The sequence below is a fragment of the Caballeronia temeraria genome (genome assembly GCF_001544795.2).
Taxonomy (GTDB): domain Bacteria; phylum Pseudomonadota; class Gammaproteobacteria; order Burkholderiales; family Burkholderiaceae; genus Caballeronia; species Caballeronia temeraria.
In genome coordinates this window covers 49959-64143 of the sequence record NZ_FCOI02000017.1, presented here as the reverse complement: position 1 = coordinate 64143, position 14185 = coordinate 49959, and the positions used below count along the sequence as shown (strand labels likewise).

Below are 14185 nucleotides of genomic sequence, written 5' to 3'. Positions count from 1 at the left end.
ATGAAGATCGCGGTGATTGGCGGCGGCCCCGCCGGACTGTATTTCTCGATGCTGATGAAACAGCGTCATCCCAGCGACGAGATCGTCGTATTCGAGCGCAACGATGCAGGTGCGACGTATGGTTGGGGCGTCGTGTTCTCCGACGTCGCGCTGAGCTTTCTGAAGGAAGCGGACGAAGCGTTCTTCCGCAGGTTCACGGCGCATCACGAGCGCTGCGACTATATGGAAATCGTGCATCGCGGCGTGGCGGTGCGTCTGTCGAACAACCATTTCTCGCGTACGTCGCGCATCGATCTGCTGAGCGTGCTGCAGCAGGCGTGCCGCGACACGGGCGTCGACGTGCGCTACAACAGTTGCATGAACGATCCGGCCGCGCTCGAAGACTACGATGTCGTCGTCGCCGCCGACGGCGTGAACAGCGAGGTGCGCACGCGTCTTGCCGAGCACTTCCAGCCGAGCTTCGACGAACGTCGCAACAAGTTCGCGTGGTACGGCACGACGCGTCTGTTTCATCCCGTGTCGCTGATCTTCCGCGAGACGCCGCAGGGCGTGTTCATCGCGCATGCCTACCAGTACAGCAAAACGCATTCGACCTTTCTCGTCGAGGTCGATCCAGAGACATGGCAGCGTTGCGGGCTGGACACGGCCACCGAGAACGAGAGCCGCGCGTTCTGCGAGCAGGTCTTCGCGGAAGACCTGCAGGGCGAGCCGCTCCTGACGAACCGTTCGCAATGGTTTCAGGCGAAAGTGGTGAGCAATGCGCGCTGGTCGCACGACAACGTGGTCCTGCTCGGCGACGCGCTGCGCAGCGTGCATTTCTCGCTCGGCTCGGGCACGCGCATGGCGATGCAGGACGCCATCGCGCTGTGCGAGGCGCTGTCGATTCATCGCGCTGACGTTCCCGCCGCCTTTGCCGCGTTCGAGGCAAGCCGCAAGGAAGCATCGAATCGCTTTCAGGACGCGGCGCGCAAGAGTCTCGACTGGTACGAATCCGTCGATACGCGCATGAATCTCGATCCCGTCAGCTTCGCGTACGACTACATGCGGCGCACCGGGCGCGTCAGTCACGACGACTTGCGCGAGCGCGATCCGGCGTTCATCGAACAGGTGGAAGCCGTCGCCGCTACCAAATCGCAAATCGCGCATATCTGAGCATCACGTTCAAGGAGCCTTCATGGACACCAGCGAATCACGGCGCGAGCCTGTGAATGTGCGCGACATCATCGACGGAGCGCGCGTGTCGCGCTTCCAGATCATGATCGGGCTGCTGTGCTTTCTGATCGTGGCGCTGGATGGATTCGACATCGCCATCATCGGCTTTATCGCGCCGCATGTACGGAGTGACTGGAGCCTGTCGATGATCGCGCTCGGACCGCTGTTCAGCGCCGGCCTGCTCGGTCTGATGATGGGCGCGTTCCTGAGCGGACCGCTGGCGGACCGCATCGGGCGGCGTGGCGTGCTGATCCTGTCGGTCACGTGGTTCGGCGCGGCGTGCCTTGCATCGGCAGCGGCGCCGGATATCGTGTGGCTCGTCGCGCTGCGCTTCCTGACCGGCTTCGGACTGGGCGGCGCGATGCCGAATGCAATCACGCTCACCTCGGAATTCAGTCCGGCGCGGCGGCGCGGCACCTTGCTGACCTTGATGTTCTGCGGCTTCTCGCTGGGCTCCGCGCTCGGCGGCGTGGCCACGGCCTATTTCGTCGCGGAGTTCGGCTGGCGCGGCGTGTTGGTCATCGGCGGATTGCTCCCGCTGATGCTGGTGCCGGTCTTGTGGTTCGCGCTGCCCGAATCGGTTCGCTTTCTCGCGCTCGGTAAGGGAAACGACGCGCGCATCGCGGCGATCCTGACCCGCGTTGCGCCGGATAGCGCGGCCGCCGGGCAACGCTACTTCGCTTCCGACGAGCGGGCCGGCGTGTCCCCGGTCAGGCGCCTGTTCGATTCCGAATACCGGCGTGGCACGCTGCTGCTGTGGCTCGCGTTCTTCATGAGCCTGATGCTGCTGTACATGCTGATCAACTGGCTCCCGATTCTCGGCGCGCGCTCGGGCTTGTCCCTCAAACAGGCGTCGGTGTTCGCGGGCTTGCTGCAGGGCGGCGGCGTGCTCGGTGCAGTCGTGCTGGGCGTGATGATCGACCGGTTCGATGCCTTCAAGGTCGTTAGCGCGGCTTATCTCATCGGCGGAGCGGCCGTCGCATCGCTCGCGCTCGCGGATTCGGCGTGGTGGCTTGCTGCGGGCATCTTCGTGACCGGTTTTTGCGTGAGCGGTTCGCAGGTTTGCGCGAATGTCATCGCGTCGGGTTTCTATCCGACATCGAGCCGGGCGACGGGCGTGGCATGGGCGCTCGGCGTCGGGCGGATCGGTGCGATCGCCGGATCGTTCGGCGGTGCGTTGATGCTGTCCGCGGGCTGGCCCAATGCAGCGCTCTATCTCATCCTCGCAGTCCCCGCGGCACTATCCGGCGCGGGTATCTTCCTCGCCGGCGCCTGTCGAGCGCCGGCAGCGACTGTTTCGTCCGAGGCGGTGCGCCGCCGCTTTTCGTGGCCGTCGAGGGTCGCGCGGAGCTTATTCGCGAGAAGCCAGCGATGAAGGATCACTGGAACGAGGACATCGAGAAGTGGTTCGCGGAAGGCTTCGAGACGCCGCGCATCGTGCTCATCAAAGGTGGGTGAGCAGCGGGTTCACTACTGGGCGGGGGACGAGGATGGCAGGATCGTGCCTGAATAAGCGCTGCCGGCGCGACCGATCTTCCGACGCCCCGGCAGTATCGCGATCGTTACCTGCTGGTCGGTGTTCACGACACGGATGCGGCCGATCGACGGCGAGTTTGCGCGAACACCTTTCGGAAAGACGTGTGTGAGTTCCCATCGAGCAAGGGTGGGCACGACGGGTGCTGCACTGCTTCGGTGTTACTCAGAGGCGCAGGGGTTCACGAATCGCCGCGGCTCGTCGTCGGACATGCCGGATGCAGGACGAGCGGGGGCCACGGACACCGCTCTGCTCGAACGTCGAGCGAGTGTGGCCGGTGCGCCTTGTCAGAAGTGGAGTTCGTGATGAATATTTTCAGCGCACTGGGTCACGCCCTGTGGATGTCGTTCACCATGTTATGGCAAATATTCTGGGGACTTAGCCTGGGCTTCCTGTTTTCTGCCGTAATCGAGGTGACGGTCTCGAAAGCTGAGATGTCGAGGCTGTTACCCGACGCGTCCTTCCGTTCGCTGACGCGAGCGAGTCTCTTCGGTGCGGCGTCATCGTCCTGCTCTTACGCGGCGGTCGCCATGGCGCGCTCCATGGTTCGTAAAGGGGCCGACTTCACGGCAGCGATGGTATTTCAATTCGCCGCCACCAACTTGGTACTTGAGTTGGGCGTGTTGATGTGGGTATTGATTGCCTGGCAATTCGCCGCCGCCGAGTTCCTTGGGGGCGCTATCATGATCTGCGTGCTCGTTTTGCTGTTTCGATTGCTCTTGCGAGACTCGTTGAAAAAACAGGCCATTGACCAGGCGAACCAAGGCATCGCAGGCAGTATGGAGGGGCATGCCGCCATGTCGATGGATGAACAAAGCGGTACGTGGAGAGAGCGACTCGCATCGAGGGACGGCTGGAAGACCATCAGCCATAGCTACGTAATGAACTGGACCATGCTGTGGCGGGATATCGGTGTCGGGCTACTGGTTGCCGGTGCCATGGCCGCGTGGGTGCCGGCCGGCTTTTGGCAAAACTTCTTCATGGTGAATCATCCAACCGTCGCCATGATCTGGGGCGCTTTCATTGGCCCGCTCATTGCGGTCGCCTCATTCACCTGCTCCGTAGGAAACGTGCCATTGGCGGCCGTACTGTGGAAGGGAGGTATCAGCTTCGGAGGCGTTGCCTCGTTCATATTCGGCGACCTCATCATCCTTCCCATCCTGAATATCTACAGGAAGTACTACGGCGGCAAGATGACCGCGTTCATGGCCGCGACTTTTTACGTCGCGATGGTCGCAGCTGCGCTAATCGTCGAGGCGGTGTTTCAGCTAGCGGGCTGGGTTCCGCGTGAACATCGCACGGCTATGGTTGACGCAACGATTTCATTCAACTACACGACGATACTCAACATCATCTTCGGTGCTGTCTTCGCCATACTCACGATCGTCTTCTTTAGAACGGGCGGCCCTGCGATGATGCGAATGATGGAAGGCGAGAAGCGTGACCGTCGCAATCACGAACCTGATGCGAAGGCGCGCCGGCCGGCTTCGAATCATCACGTTCATTGAGTCGTTTCGGCCGGATGCCGAAGCAAGCGCCTGGCACGGCCAATGCGCTACGCGGCTCAGCTTTTCGTGCTGCCACGATCATGTCCCTCCGGAAACAGGCCCGCCTCGGTGGCATGTGCAATGCGGCCCCGATCAGCTTTTGCCCAACGCGGCGCCCGCCGAACGGGAAGCGGGCCGCCGTTCGGGCTGCACAACTCTCGCGTGCTCGACGAGGTGTGTTTGCGCACGGAGATCGAGCGCGTGCGCGCGCAGGGTTGCGCAGGCCGCAACAGCGCGCTGATCGATGGCATGGCGGGCGTGGCGGTGCGCTCAGCGCTTTGAGCGTAGACACGCTGGCGACGCGCCTGGGGCGAAGACCGCCTGCCGACGGTGGTCGAATTCCCGAAGTGCTAGGCGCAGGCCCGCGGCCCGCAAATCAATGCGTTCGATGTCGCCGTGCGCCCTCCGGGTCATGGCTTGACGCGCGCGATGGCGACCAGGCCGCTGTTGGGGCCGCCGGAATGAGCAGCTTAAGGAGGTCGCCCGCACGAGCGACCCCGCGCGCGCCGAGCAACCGGCGTTACTTCCCGTACATGTCGAAATCGAAGTACCGTGCTTCGATCTTGCGATAGGTCCCGTCGCGCAGCATTTCGGCGAGGGCGCCATTCAACGCCTCACGCAGTTCCGGATCCGACTTGCGCACGCCGGCGGCGTCGCCGTCGCCCATGATCTTCGCGTCATAGACGACATCGCCCGCGAATGCGAAACCTTTGCCCGCGGGCGTCGCCAGAAAACCCAGCTTGCCCTGCACGGCATCCATCAGCACCGCATCGACGCGGCCCGCGGTCAGATCGGCATACGCCTGGTCGTAGCTCGGATACGCGACCACTTCGACGCCGGACGATGCCCACTTTTCCCGCGCATACGTTTCCTGCACCGTGCCTTGTTCGACGGCCACCCGCTTGCCGGCGAGCTTCGACGCGTCGGGCAGCAGATGCGCGCTCTCCTTGGCGATCAGGCGCGTCTGGTTGCGGTACAGCCGGTCCGTGAAATCGATCTGCTCGCGGCGCTTCGCGTTCGCGGCCATCGATGACAGGATCACGTCGAACTTGCGCGCCTGCAGGCCGGGAATCAGGCCGTCGAAGCTGCTTTGCACCCAGACGCACTTTGCTTTGAGTTTCGCGCACAGCGCATTGCCGAGATCGACGTCGAAGCCCACGACCTGACCGTCCTTCGCGACCGATTCGAACGGCGGATAGGTCGGGTCGACGCCGACGCGGATCGTGCTCCATTCCTTGGCCGATGCCATCGTGCTGGCGGCCATTAGGGCGAGCGCGGCGGCGGTCAACATCGTCTTTGCGCGTATGGTTTTCATTCGGGGCTCCGTGTGTGGGGTGTCGTTTCGTCTGTGTGGATGGATTCAACTGGGAAATTCGCCGCGTGTGAAGCCGTCGTCGAGCGCGATGGAGTCGGCGATTTCATCGACCGTGACCGGCTTGATCGGCGCGCGGATGCGGTAGTAACCGACATCGGCGACGGCGCGCTCCTGCACCTGCGCGATCAGTTCGCCGACCGTCGTGCCGCACCATCGGCCCTGACACGGGCCCATGCCGCAGCGTGAGAATGCTTTCATCTGGTTGGGTCCCTGGCAGCCCAGCGCGGCGATCGCGCGGATCTCACCCGCGGTGATTTCCTCACACCGGCACACGATCACGTCGTCGGCGGGACGGCGCAGCGCGGCGGGCGGCGTGTAGAGCGCATCGAGCAGCGGACGCACGGCGAGATGGCGTTTCATCGCAAGCCGCGCAGGACGGCTGCGTGCATCGCGCGCTGGCGCATCGAGCGCGCCGAGTTCGCGCGCGATATCGAGCGCCGCAAGCGTGCCCGCGTACGCGGCGGCCCTCGCCCCGCCGATACCCGCGCCATCGCCGGCAATCCACACGTTCTCGACGCTGCTGCGTCCGCGCGCATCGGTGCGAGGCCGCCAGCACGCTGACGACGCATCCCATTCGTGCTCGCAACCGAGCGAGCGGGACAGTTGCGTCGACGGAATCACGCCCTGATGCAGTAGTACGAGCGAGGTGTCGATCGATCGGGACGCCCCGTGTTCATCGACGAAGCGCACGCGTTCGGCGCATCCTTCGCCTTCGATCGAAAACGCGCCAGCGCGGCGATGCACCGGGATGCCCGCGCGCTTGACCGCGCGCATCATGCGCAGACCCTTGAGCAGATAGTCGGCGCCGGCGAGTGCGGGGAGGGCATGAGGCAGCGCGGCGCGCCAGGCATCGCGCGGCGTCGTGTCGACGATGGCCCGCACTCGGCGTCCCGCATTCAGCAATTGCGATGCGAACAGCCACAGGAGCGGTCCGCAGCCGGCGAGCACGGCGTCTTGCGAGGGCGCCAATCCGGACGACTTCAGCAGCGTCTGCGCCGCGCCGATGCCCATCACGCCCGGCAACGTCCAGCCGCGCGCGGGCCACGGACGCTCCTGCGCGCCGGTCGCGACGAGGACCGCGCGCGCCGATACGTCGAGCGTGCCGCTGGCTTCACCGGCGTGCGCGCGGCGCGTCAGCATCGCGACGGCGCGTCGGCTTTCGGACTCGATCTGCCATCCCACGCAGTTCGCGAGATGTGTCGCGCCACTGGCGTCGAAAGCGTCGATCAGCGCGCGTCCCGCGAGATAGTCGTCGCCGAGCACGGATGCATCCGCGAGCGGAGACCGCGACGCGTTGCGATAGATCTGTCCGCCGGGCGCTTCGCCTTCGTCCGCGACGATCACCTCGAGGCCCGCGCGGCGCGCCACGATCGCCGCCGACATGCCCGCCGGACCGGCGCCGATGATCAGCAGATCGCACTTCGACTGTGCCGGATGCCGTGTCATGCGAGTTTCGCCTTGCCGGACATCGGACGCACGCGCATGCCTTCGCACACGCGCGTCATGCACGCCTGTACGTTGAGCACGCCGTCGATTTCGACCAGACAGTCGAAGCACACGCCCATCATGCAGAACGGTCCGCGCGGCGCGCCGCTGACCGGCGTGCTCCGGCACGCGAGCGTGCCGCTTTCGAGCAGCGCCGCCGCGACCGTGTAATGCGGCGGTACGTGCCGATGCGCGCCGTCGATCTCGATGCGTACCAGCGGCGTCGACAGGGTGGCGAGGGATTCGAAGTGCGTGGGCATGTCTAATTCGAGAGGCGCGTGGCGACGAAAGGATGAAGAATCGCGGGCCGTGCGCCGCCCGCGATCCACGGCGCGATGATGTCCGCATGTGCGGCAGCGAGCGTCACCCCGCTATGACAAATGGCGAGAAACGCGCCGGGATGCGCCGCCGATTCCTCGTAGACCGGTAGTCCGTCCGGCGTCATGATGCGCAACGCACCCCATGCCCGCACGATGCGCGCATGCGCGAGTGCCGGAAACGCGGTGCGTGCGCGCCGCGCGATATCGGCCATGACGGCGCGCGTCTGGCCGTCGTCGAAGCCGACTTGCTCGGCCGAGTCGCCGAGGAGCACGGAGCCTTCGCGCGTCTGCCGCACGACCAGCGTCGGATAGTCGAGAAATGGCGCGAGTCGTTCGGTCACCATGATCTGACCGCGCAGAGGCGTGATTGGCGCGTTCATGCCGACCATCGGCGCAAGACGCTTGTTGTCGAGACCGGCGGCGAGCACGACGCGTCCGGCTTCGAGCGGGCCGTGCGTCGTGTCGATTTCGAAGCGGCCCGCGCGAGGGCGAATCTCGCGCACTTCGTTGTGCGGAAGATACGTGCCGCCGTGCGAGGCAAAGGCCTGCTGCATGGCGCGCAGCGTGTAGAGCGGGCTTGCGTGACCATCGTGCGGCGAATAGAGCGCGCCCGCAAGTTTATCCGATGCCGAGGGCACACGCGCCTTCAGTGCGTCGATGTCGAGCACTTCGTAATCGAGCGATGCGTCCTGCGCATGGATCGATTCGAGCAGCTGGCGGCCGGCTTCGAGCTGCTCGGCCGTCTCGCACAACTCGATGCCGCCGGGCCGTTCGAATCCGGCGTCGATGCCCGTTTCGCGCTTCAACTGCGCGGCGAAAGCGCTCCAGCGCTCCGACGACTCGCGCGACCACTGCGCATAGGGGAGGCAACGTCCGCCTTTGCCCTGCACCCAGACGAGGCCGAAATTGCCGCGCGCCGCGCGATGCGCGGAGTCGGCTCCGTCGCACACGGCTACGCGCTGGCCCGCGCGAGCGAGCCCGTAGGCGATGGCCATGCCGACGAGTCCGCCGCCCGCGACCACGATATCGAAGTGCCGGCATGTGTTATGGGCGAGATCGACGTGCATGAATTGCGATTTCTGCCTGCGTTAATGTGTCGAGACGCAACTTTGGGCGGAGAAAAAAAGCCCGTCAAATGCCGAATGATCGATCGTCTATAATCCAATGTTATGGATATGTCCGAGCTCAAAATCCGGCAGATCGAAGCGTTCCGCGCGGTCATGCTTCGACACACCGTCACGCGCGCCGCCGAGTCGCTGCATATCTCGCAGCCTGCGGTGAGCCGTCTTATCGCAGATCTCGAAAGCCGCGTCGGCTTCGTGCTGTTCGAACGGCAGCAGGGGAGGCTTGCGCCCACCGCGGAAGCGCGTGTGCTGTTCGAGGAAGTAGAGCGTGCATTCGTCGGGCTGGACCGTATCACGCAGGCGGCCCACCAGATTCGCGCGATGCGACGCGGTTCGCTGCGCGTGGCAGGGTCGCCCGCCGTCGCGCTCGACCTGCTGCCGGCGGTGATCGCGCGTTTCGTCGAGCAGCATCCGGGCATCGACGTGAGTCTGCTCGCGCACAGTGCGACGACGGTGGTCGATAAGGTGGCGTCCGGTCAGTGCGACGTGGGCCTGACCGCCGAGGCTATCCCGCATCCAGCCGTGAAGAGCGAGCGGCTTCCAAACGCGGTGATGCGATGTATCGTGCCGCGCGGGCATCGCCTGGCGCGCCGTGCGTCGTTGAGTCCGGACGACCTGCGCGGCGAGCCCTTCGTTTCGTTCCCGCAGAGCTTCGACGCCCGCGCTGCGATCGACCGCGTCTTCGTGGAAGCGGGCGTTACACGCAATCTCGTGATCGAAGCACAGTTATCGCAAGCGATCGTGGCGCTGGTCGCAAATCGTGCGGGAGTCGCGCTGATCGACCCCGTGACGGCGGCCTACGCACGGCAACGTGTGGCGGTGAAGCGTTTCGCGCCTGCCGTGCACGATCATTTTTATATCGTGACGAATGCATCCCGGCCCATTCCGGTTGTGGCCGATGCGTTTTGCGGCGCCGTGCGGGAGGCCTTCGGACGGATCGTCGGTGAGGTCTGAGTGCGTGCGGAAGTCGCCTCGGTCCAGGCTGGATCCGGAGGCGGTCAATCGCACGGGGCTCAGCCCATCACAACCTCTTCACGAGCTGCGGCACCGCCTCGAACAGATCGCCTACGAGCCCGTAATCCGCGACGCTGAAGATCGGCGCTTCCGCGTCCTTGTTCACGGCGACGATGACCTTCGCGTCCCTCATGCCGGCCAGATGCTGAATCGCGCCCGATATGCCGACCGCGACATACAACTGCGGCGCGACGATCTTGCCCGTCTGTCCGACCTGCCAGTCGTTGGGCGCGAAACCCGCATCGACCGCTGCGCGCGACGCGCCAACCGCCGCGCCGAGTTTTTGCGCGAGCGGATCGAGCAGCGCGAAGTTCTCCGCGCTTCCCATGCCGCGGCCGCCCGAGACGACGACGCGCGCCGACGTAAGCTCGGGCCGCTCACTCACCGCCACCTCGCGACGTACGAAACGCGCGCGCTGTGTCCCCGCGACGGCCTCTTTCGTGTCGACGGGAGCGCAAGCGTCGGACAACGGCGCGGCATCGAATGCGGTGGCGCGGATCGTCAGGACCTTGATCGCGTCATCGCATTGCACGGTGGCGATGGCGTTGCCCGCATAGATCGGGCGGTCGAAGGTATCGGCGTCGTGAATGGCGATGACATCGGAAATCTGCGAGGCATCGAGCTTAGCGGCGACGCGCGGCGCGACGTTCTTCCCCGACGCCGTCGCCGGAAAGAGCACATGCGTATGTGACGGCGCAAGCATCAGCACCTGTGCGGCGATGTTCTCCGCGAGACCATCGGCGAGATGCGATGCATCGACGAGCACGACGCGATCCACGCCTTCGATACGGCTAGCGGCATCGGCCGCGCGGCGCGCATCGTGACCCGCGATCAGCAGGTGCACAGGCGCGTTCAACTGGCGCGCGGCGCCGATCGTATTGCGCGTGGCCGCGCTGATGCTCGCGCCGTCGTGCTCGGCTAGGACGAGTGTGCTCATTCAGATGACCTTGGCTTCGTTCTTGAGTTTGTCGACGAGCCCGGCGACGTCGCTCACGCGCACGCCCGCTTTGCGCGCCGCCGGTTCGGCAACCTTCAGCGTCTTCAGGCGCGGTGAAGGATCGACGCCGAGATCGGCGGGACTCAGCGTATCGATCGGCTTCTTCTTTGCCTTCATGATGTTGGGCAGCGTCACGTAACGCGGCTCGTTCAGGCGCAAATCCGTCGTCACGATGGCGGGCAACACAACCTGGATGACTTCGAGACCGCCATCCACTTCGCGCGTGACCGTGGCGGTATCCGCGCCCATCTCGATGTGACTCGCGAAGGTCGCCTGCGGCCAGTCGAGCAATGCGGCAAGCAACTGGCCCGTCTGACCGGCGTCGTCGTCGATGGCCTGCTTGCCGAGGATCACGAGTCGCGGCTGTTCGCGCTCGACCGCGGCCTTCAGCAACTTCGCGACGGCCAGCGGCTGCAATTCCGCGTCCGTCTGAATGAGCACGCCGCGATCCGCGCCGATGGCTAGCGCCGTGCGCAGCGTCTCCGTGGTTTGCGCCGGACCGCACGTCACGGCGATCACTTCTCTCGCGTGCCCAGCTTCCTTCAGGCGAGTGGCCGCTTCGACGGCGATCTCGTCGAACGGATTCATCGACATCTTCACGTTGCTCGTTTCAACGCCGCTTTGATCCGCCTTCACGCGGACCTTCACGTTGTAATCGACGACACGTTTCACTGCTGCCATGACCTTCATGGTTGCATTTCCTGGTTCGAATCCGATGAGAAAAGCGCGACGCCGCGGGCATCAGGACACCGCGCCGATGCCGTATTTACCCGTCAACAACGCGCCGGTCGCAAAGCGTTCGACGGAGTACGGCGCGAGCGACACATCGCTCGGCAAGCCGAGCGCGGCCTGCGCGAGCACCTTGCCGACGGTCGGCGACAGCTTGAAGCCGTGGCCCGAAAACCCATAACCGACGACGAGACCTTCTATGCCCGGCAACGCACCGAGCACGGGGTTCCAGTCGGGCGTGACGTCGTACACGCCCGTCCACGACGACGCGATGCCCGCCGCCTCGTATGCCGGAAAGCGTTCGGCGACCTGCGCGCCGACTTCGACGACATAGTCCATCGAGATATCGCCTTGTTCGATGTCCGCTTTGTCGAGCTTCTCGCCGGCGGTTCCTTCGCTGACGAGCATCTGATTGCCGCCGTAGCTGCGGCAATACAGCATGCCCGGCGAAGCGAGGTCCTTGAACACCGGCATTGTGTACGTATAGGCCGCGCCTTCGCACTCGAGCGCGAGCACCGCGTGACGCTCGGGCGACACCGGCAGCGTCGCGCCGGTCCAGCCCGCGAGCTCGGGCGTCCAGATGTTCTGCGTGCTGACGACCATCGATGCCGCGAAATCGCCCGCGCTCGTCGATACGCCAAGCACCCGGCCGTTCTCGATCAGCAAGCGATTCACCGTGACGTTCTCGCGGATCGTCACCCCGCCGCGCCGCGCCGCGCGCGCGAAACTCGTCGCCGTGAGATAGGCATCGGCAAAACCGGCTTCGGGCTCGAAGCCGATCAGTGCGGCATCGTCGAAACGTGCGATCGGCATGAGTTCGTGCGCCTGTTGCGCGCTCAGCAATTCGAGCGCAATGCCCTGGCTCTTCTGCTGTTCGAGCGATGCGCGCAACGGCTCGACCTTGTCGCCATCGGCAGCGACGATCATATAGCCGCTCTTGACGATGCCGCACGATGCTTCGTCATCGCCGAGATAGGCCGCGAAGTCGTTGAACACGGCCCACGACTTGCGCGCGAGTTCGACGTTCTCCTTCACCGAATAATGCGTGCGCAGAATGCCCGACGATTGCGACGTTGTGCCCGCTCCGATAGTCGCGCGATCCAGCACGAGCACGCTTTTCGCGCCCAGCTTCTGAAGATGAAACGCGACGGAACTGCCGACCACGCCGGCCCCGATTACAACCACGTCATAGGTATTCACTGTTGCGCGTCCTTTCTCATGCGGATGATGTGCAGTGTGCCGCTTCGCTGATGCAATGCCGCATCCATAAGCGAAAACGATGCTAGGCAGAAGCGATATCAAGAAGCGCCTTCAAGTCCCTTCATGACTTCGGCCTGCACCGTTTCCCAGATCGATTTCTTCATCTCCAGATACGCGGGCGAGAGCTGCACTTCGGCGCTGCGCGGCAGCGGCAGATCGTTGCGGATATCCTGCACGATGCGCCCCGGCTTCGCACCCATCACGATCATGCGAGTGGAAAGCATCAGCGCTTCGTCGATGGAATGCGTGATGAAGACGATGGTCTTGCCGCTCTTTTCATAGAGCGACAGCAGTTGTTCCTGCAGCACTTGCCGCGTCATCGCGTCAAGCGCGGCGAAGGGTTCGTCGAGCAGCATGACGTCCGGGTCGTTGGCGAGCACGCGCGCAATCGATACGCGCTGCTTCATGCCGCCCGACAACTTGCCGGGATAGCTGTCCTCGAAGCCCTTCAGGCCGACGGCTTCAATATGACGCCGCGCCGCCTCGCGCCTTTCCGCCTTGCCGACGCCGCGCATCTTCAGCCCGAACGCGACGTTCTCGCTCACCGTCTTCCATGGAAAGAGTGCGTATTGCTGAAATACCATGCCGCATGCGGGTTCGACATCCTTCACGGTCTTGCCGTTGACGAGGACGCGGCCCTGCGTCGGATGCTCGAAGCCGGAGATCATGTTGAGCATCGTCGATTTGCCGCAGCCCGACGCGCCGAGCAGCACGACGAACTCGCCCTTAGCGATATCGAGATCGACTTCCTTCAACACCTGCAACGCGCCATAACTCTTCGCGACGCCTTCGAGCCGGATCATCGGATGATTCATCGTTGCCATGACAGCACTCCGCGTTCGATGAGCCGGAACACGGCATCCGTCACGAGCACCGTGATGCTGATGAGCACCATGCCGAGCACGACGGTATCGGTCTGGAAGAACTCGCGTCCGTTCATGATCATGAATCCGAGACCTTGTTGCGCGGCGACGAGTTCGGCCGAGATCACGCAAGTCCACGAGAGTCCGAGAATCACCTTCATGCCCGAGAGAATCTGCGGAATGCAGCCGGGCAGAATGACTTCGAACATGACCTGCCAGCGGTTCGCGCCGAGATTGCGTGCCGCCCGGATGAAGATCGGATCGATGCTGCGCGTCGCGTCGATCACATACAGCAGCGCGGGCGCGAACGAGCCCATGAACACGATGCTGTACTTCTGCGTTTCAGTGATGCCGAACCACAGCAGCGAAAGCGGAATCCAGCTCATCGACGGCAGCGGTCGCAGGAACGACAGCAGCGGATCGAATACCGCGCGCGCCACGCGCGACGTGCCGAGCATGATTCCGAGCGGTATCGATACGACCGCCGCCGCGAGAAAGCCAACCATCACGCGGCGCGTGGACGCGAGCACGTTGTCGACGAGCGAATGCTGATTCCACATGCGGATGCCGCGCGCCAGCACTTGCGATGGCGCGGGCAGAAAGACCGCATCGACGAGACCCGCGCGGCACACGAGTTCCCACAGCAGCAAAAACCCGATTAGCGAGCACGCGCTGACGACGAGCAGGCCACCGCCCGCCCATTTGCGATTCGATGCCATCCGTCG

At 64.4% G+C, this 14185-nt stretch carries 14 protein-coding genes and 1 pseudogene; 6 read left to right on the top strand and 9 right to left on the bottom strand.

Annotation, left to right across the window (positions count from 1 at the left end):
* The 5 genes and pseudogenes from AWB76_RS23220 to AWB76_RS42230 form a co-directional block, all read left to right on the top strand.
* A complete protein-coding gene (locus AWB76_RS23220) occupies window positions 1-1152 on the top strand; it encodes an FAD-dependent monooxygenase (protein WP_061162488.1) in 1152 nt (383 codons plus the stop codon).
* Window positions 1153-1174: 22 nt separating this feature from the next.
* On the top strand, window positions 1175-2587 hold the full coding sequence (locus tag AWB76_RS41065; protein ID WP_157696183.1) for an MFS transporter: 1413 nt from the start codon (window positions 1175-1177) through the stop codon (window positions 2585-2587).
* Entirely contained in the window at window positions 2584-2670 is an 87-nt protein-coding gene (locus AWB76_RS43070; protein WP_374729945.1) for a hypothetical protein, read from the top strand. The genes AWB76_RS41065 and AWB76_RS43070 overlap by 4 nt, the downstream gene beginning before the upstream one ends.
* Before the next feature lie 381 nt (window positions 2671-3051).
* A complete protein-coding gene (locus AWB76_RS23210; protein ID WP_061162561.1) occupies window positions 3052-4254 on the top strand; it encodes a permease in 1203 nt (400 codons plus the stop codon).
* Window positions 4255-4455: 201 nt separating this feature from the next.
* Window positions 4456-4758 (top strand): annotated as a pseudogene (locus AWB76_RS42230) (IclR family transcriptional regulator); the annotation flags it as partial.
* Window positions 4759-4813: 55 nt separating this feature from the next.
* Here AWB76_RS42230 and AWB76_RS23205 read toward each other — a convergent pair.
* The 4 genes from AWB76_RS23205 to AWB76_RS23190 are packed head-to-tail and all read right to left on the bottom strand — an operon-like array spanning window position 4814 to window position 8540.
* Window positions 4814-5608, bottom strand: a complete 795-nt coding sequence (locus AWB76_RS23205; RefSeq protein ID WP_061162487.1) for an ABC transporter substrate-binding protein — start codon at window positions 5606-5608, stop codon at window positions 4814-4816.
* Window positions 5609-5653: 45 nt separating this feature from the next.
* A complete protein-coding gene (locus tag AWB76_RS23200) occupies window positions 5654-7114 on the bottom strand; it encodes an NAD(P)/FAD-dependent oxidoreductase (protein WP_061162486.1) in 1461 nt (486 codons plus the stop codon).
* Complete coding sequence (locus AWB76_RS23195; protein ID WP_061162485.1) at window positions 7111-7413, bottom strand: (2Fe-2S)-binding protein; 303 nt, start codon at window positions 7411-7413, stop codon at window positions 7111-7113. The genes AWB76_RS23200 and AWB76_RS23195 overlap by 4 nt, the downstream gene beginning before the upstream one ends.
* A gap of 2 nt (window positions 7414-7415) precedes the next feature.
* Window positions 7416-8540 (bottom strand): NAD(P)/FAD-dependent oxidoreductase, encoded by a 1125-nt coding sequence (locus AWB76_RS23190; RefSeq protein WP_061162484.1) that lies wholly within the window; start codon window positions 8538-8540, stop codon window positions 7416-7418.
* Between the two features lie 102 nt (window positions 8541-8642).
* Between AWB76_RS23190 and AWB76_RS23185 the strand changes: the two genes are divergently transcribed.
* A complete protein-coding gene (locus tag AWB76_RS23185; RefSeq protein ID WP_061162483.1) occupies window positions 8643-9551 on the top strand; it encodes a LysR substrate-binding domain-containing protein in 909 nt (302 codons plus the stop codon).
* Between the two features lie 67 nt (window positions 9552-9618).
* Here the strand turns inward: AWB76_RS23185 and AWB76_RS23180 are convergent, their stop codons facing one another.
* From AWB76_RS23180 to AWB76_RS23160, 5 genes are all read right to left on the bottom strand, one after another.
* Window positions 9619-10548 carry an electron transfer flavoprotein subunit alpha/FixB family protein gene (locus tag AWB76_RS23180; RefSeq protein WP_061162482.1) on the bottom strand — a complete coding sequence of 310 codons (930 nt, stop codon included), beginning with the start codon at window positions 10546-10548 and terminating at the stop codon, window positions 9619-9621.
* Entirely contained in the window at window positions 10549-11298 is a 750-nt protein-coding gene (locus AWB76_RS23175; RefSeq protein ID WP_061162481.1) for an electron transfer flavoprotein subunit beta/FixA family protein, read from the bottom strand.
* Window positions 11299-11349: 51 nt separating this feature from the next.
* Window positions 11350-12537 carry an NAD(P)/FAD-dependent oxidoreductase gene (locus AWB76_RS23170; RefSeq protein WP_061162480.1) on the bottom strand — a complete coding sequence of 396 codons (1188 nt, stop codon included), beginning with the start codon at window positions 12535-12537 and terminating at the stop codon, window positions 11350-11352.
* A gap of 98 nt (window positions 12538-12635) precedes the next feature.
* A complete protein-coding gene (locus AWB76_RS23165) occupies window positions 12636-13421 on the bottom strand; it encodes an ABC transporter ATP-binding protein (protein ID WP_061162479.1) in 786 nt (261 codons plus the stop codon).
* The gene (locus tag AWB76_RS23160; protein WP_061162478.1) at window positions 13409-14179 is read right to left on the bottom strand and encodes an ABC transporter permease; all 771 of its coding nucleotides are present in this window, start codon (window positions 14177-14179) and stop codon (window positions 13409-13411) included. Before AWB76_RS23160 ends, AWB76_RS23165 begins: the two co-directional genes overlap by 13 nt.
* Window positions 14180-14185 lie beyond the last annotated feature (6 nt).

Coding starts and splice junctions, on each gene's coding strand:
- AWB76_RS23220 (WP_061162488.1), top strand. CDS start 1: ATGAAGATCGCGGTGATTGGCGGCGGCCCCGCCGGACTGTATTTCTCG.
- AWB76_RS41065 (WP_157696183.1), top strand. CDS start 1,175: ATGGACACCAGCGAATCACGGCGCGAGCCTGTGAATGTGCGCGACATC.
- AWB76_RS43070 (WP_374729945.1), top strand. CDS start 2,584: ATGAAGGATCACTGGAACGAGGACATCGAGAAGTGGTTCGCGGAAGGC.
- AWB76_RS23210 (WP_061162561.1), top strand. CDS start 3,052: ATGAATATTTTCAGCGCACTGGGTCACGCCCTGTGGATGTCGTTCACC.
- AWB76_RS23205 (WP_061162487.1), bottom strand. CDS start 5,608: ATGAAAACCATACGCGCAAAGACGATGTTGACCGCCGCCGCGCTCGCC.
- AWB76_RS23200 (WP_061162486.1), bottom strand. CDS start 7,114: ATGACACGGCATCCGGCACAGTCGAAGTGCGATCTGCTGATCATCGGC.
- AWB76_RS23195 (WP_061162485.1), bottom strand. CDS start 7,413: ATGCCCACGCACTTCGAATCCCTCGCCACCCTGTCGACGCCGCTGGTA.
- AWB76_RS23190 (WP_061162484.1), bottom strand. CDS start 8,540: ATGCACGTCGATCTCGCCCATAACACATGCCGGCACTTCGATATCGTG.
- AWB76_RS23185 (WP_061162483.1), top strand. CDS start 8,643: ATGGATATGTCCGAGCTCAAAATCCGGCAGATCGAAGCGTTCCGCGCG.
- AWB76_RS23180 (WP_061162482.1), bottom strand. CDS start 10,548: ATGAGCACACTCGTCCTAGCCGAGCACGACGGCGCGAGCATCAGCGCG.
- AWB76_RS23175 (WP_061162481.1), bottom strand. CDS start 11,298: ATGAAGGTCATGGCAGCAGTGAAACGTGTCGTCGATTACAACGTGAAG.
- AWB76_RS23165 (WP_061162479.1), bottom strand. CDS start 13,421: ATGGCAACGATGAATCATCCGATGATCCGGCTCGAAGGCGTCGCGAAG.
- AWB76_RS23160 (WP_061162478.1), bottom strand. CDS start 14,179: ATGGCATCGAATCGCAAATGGGCGGGCGGTGGCCTGCTCGTCGTCAGC.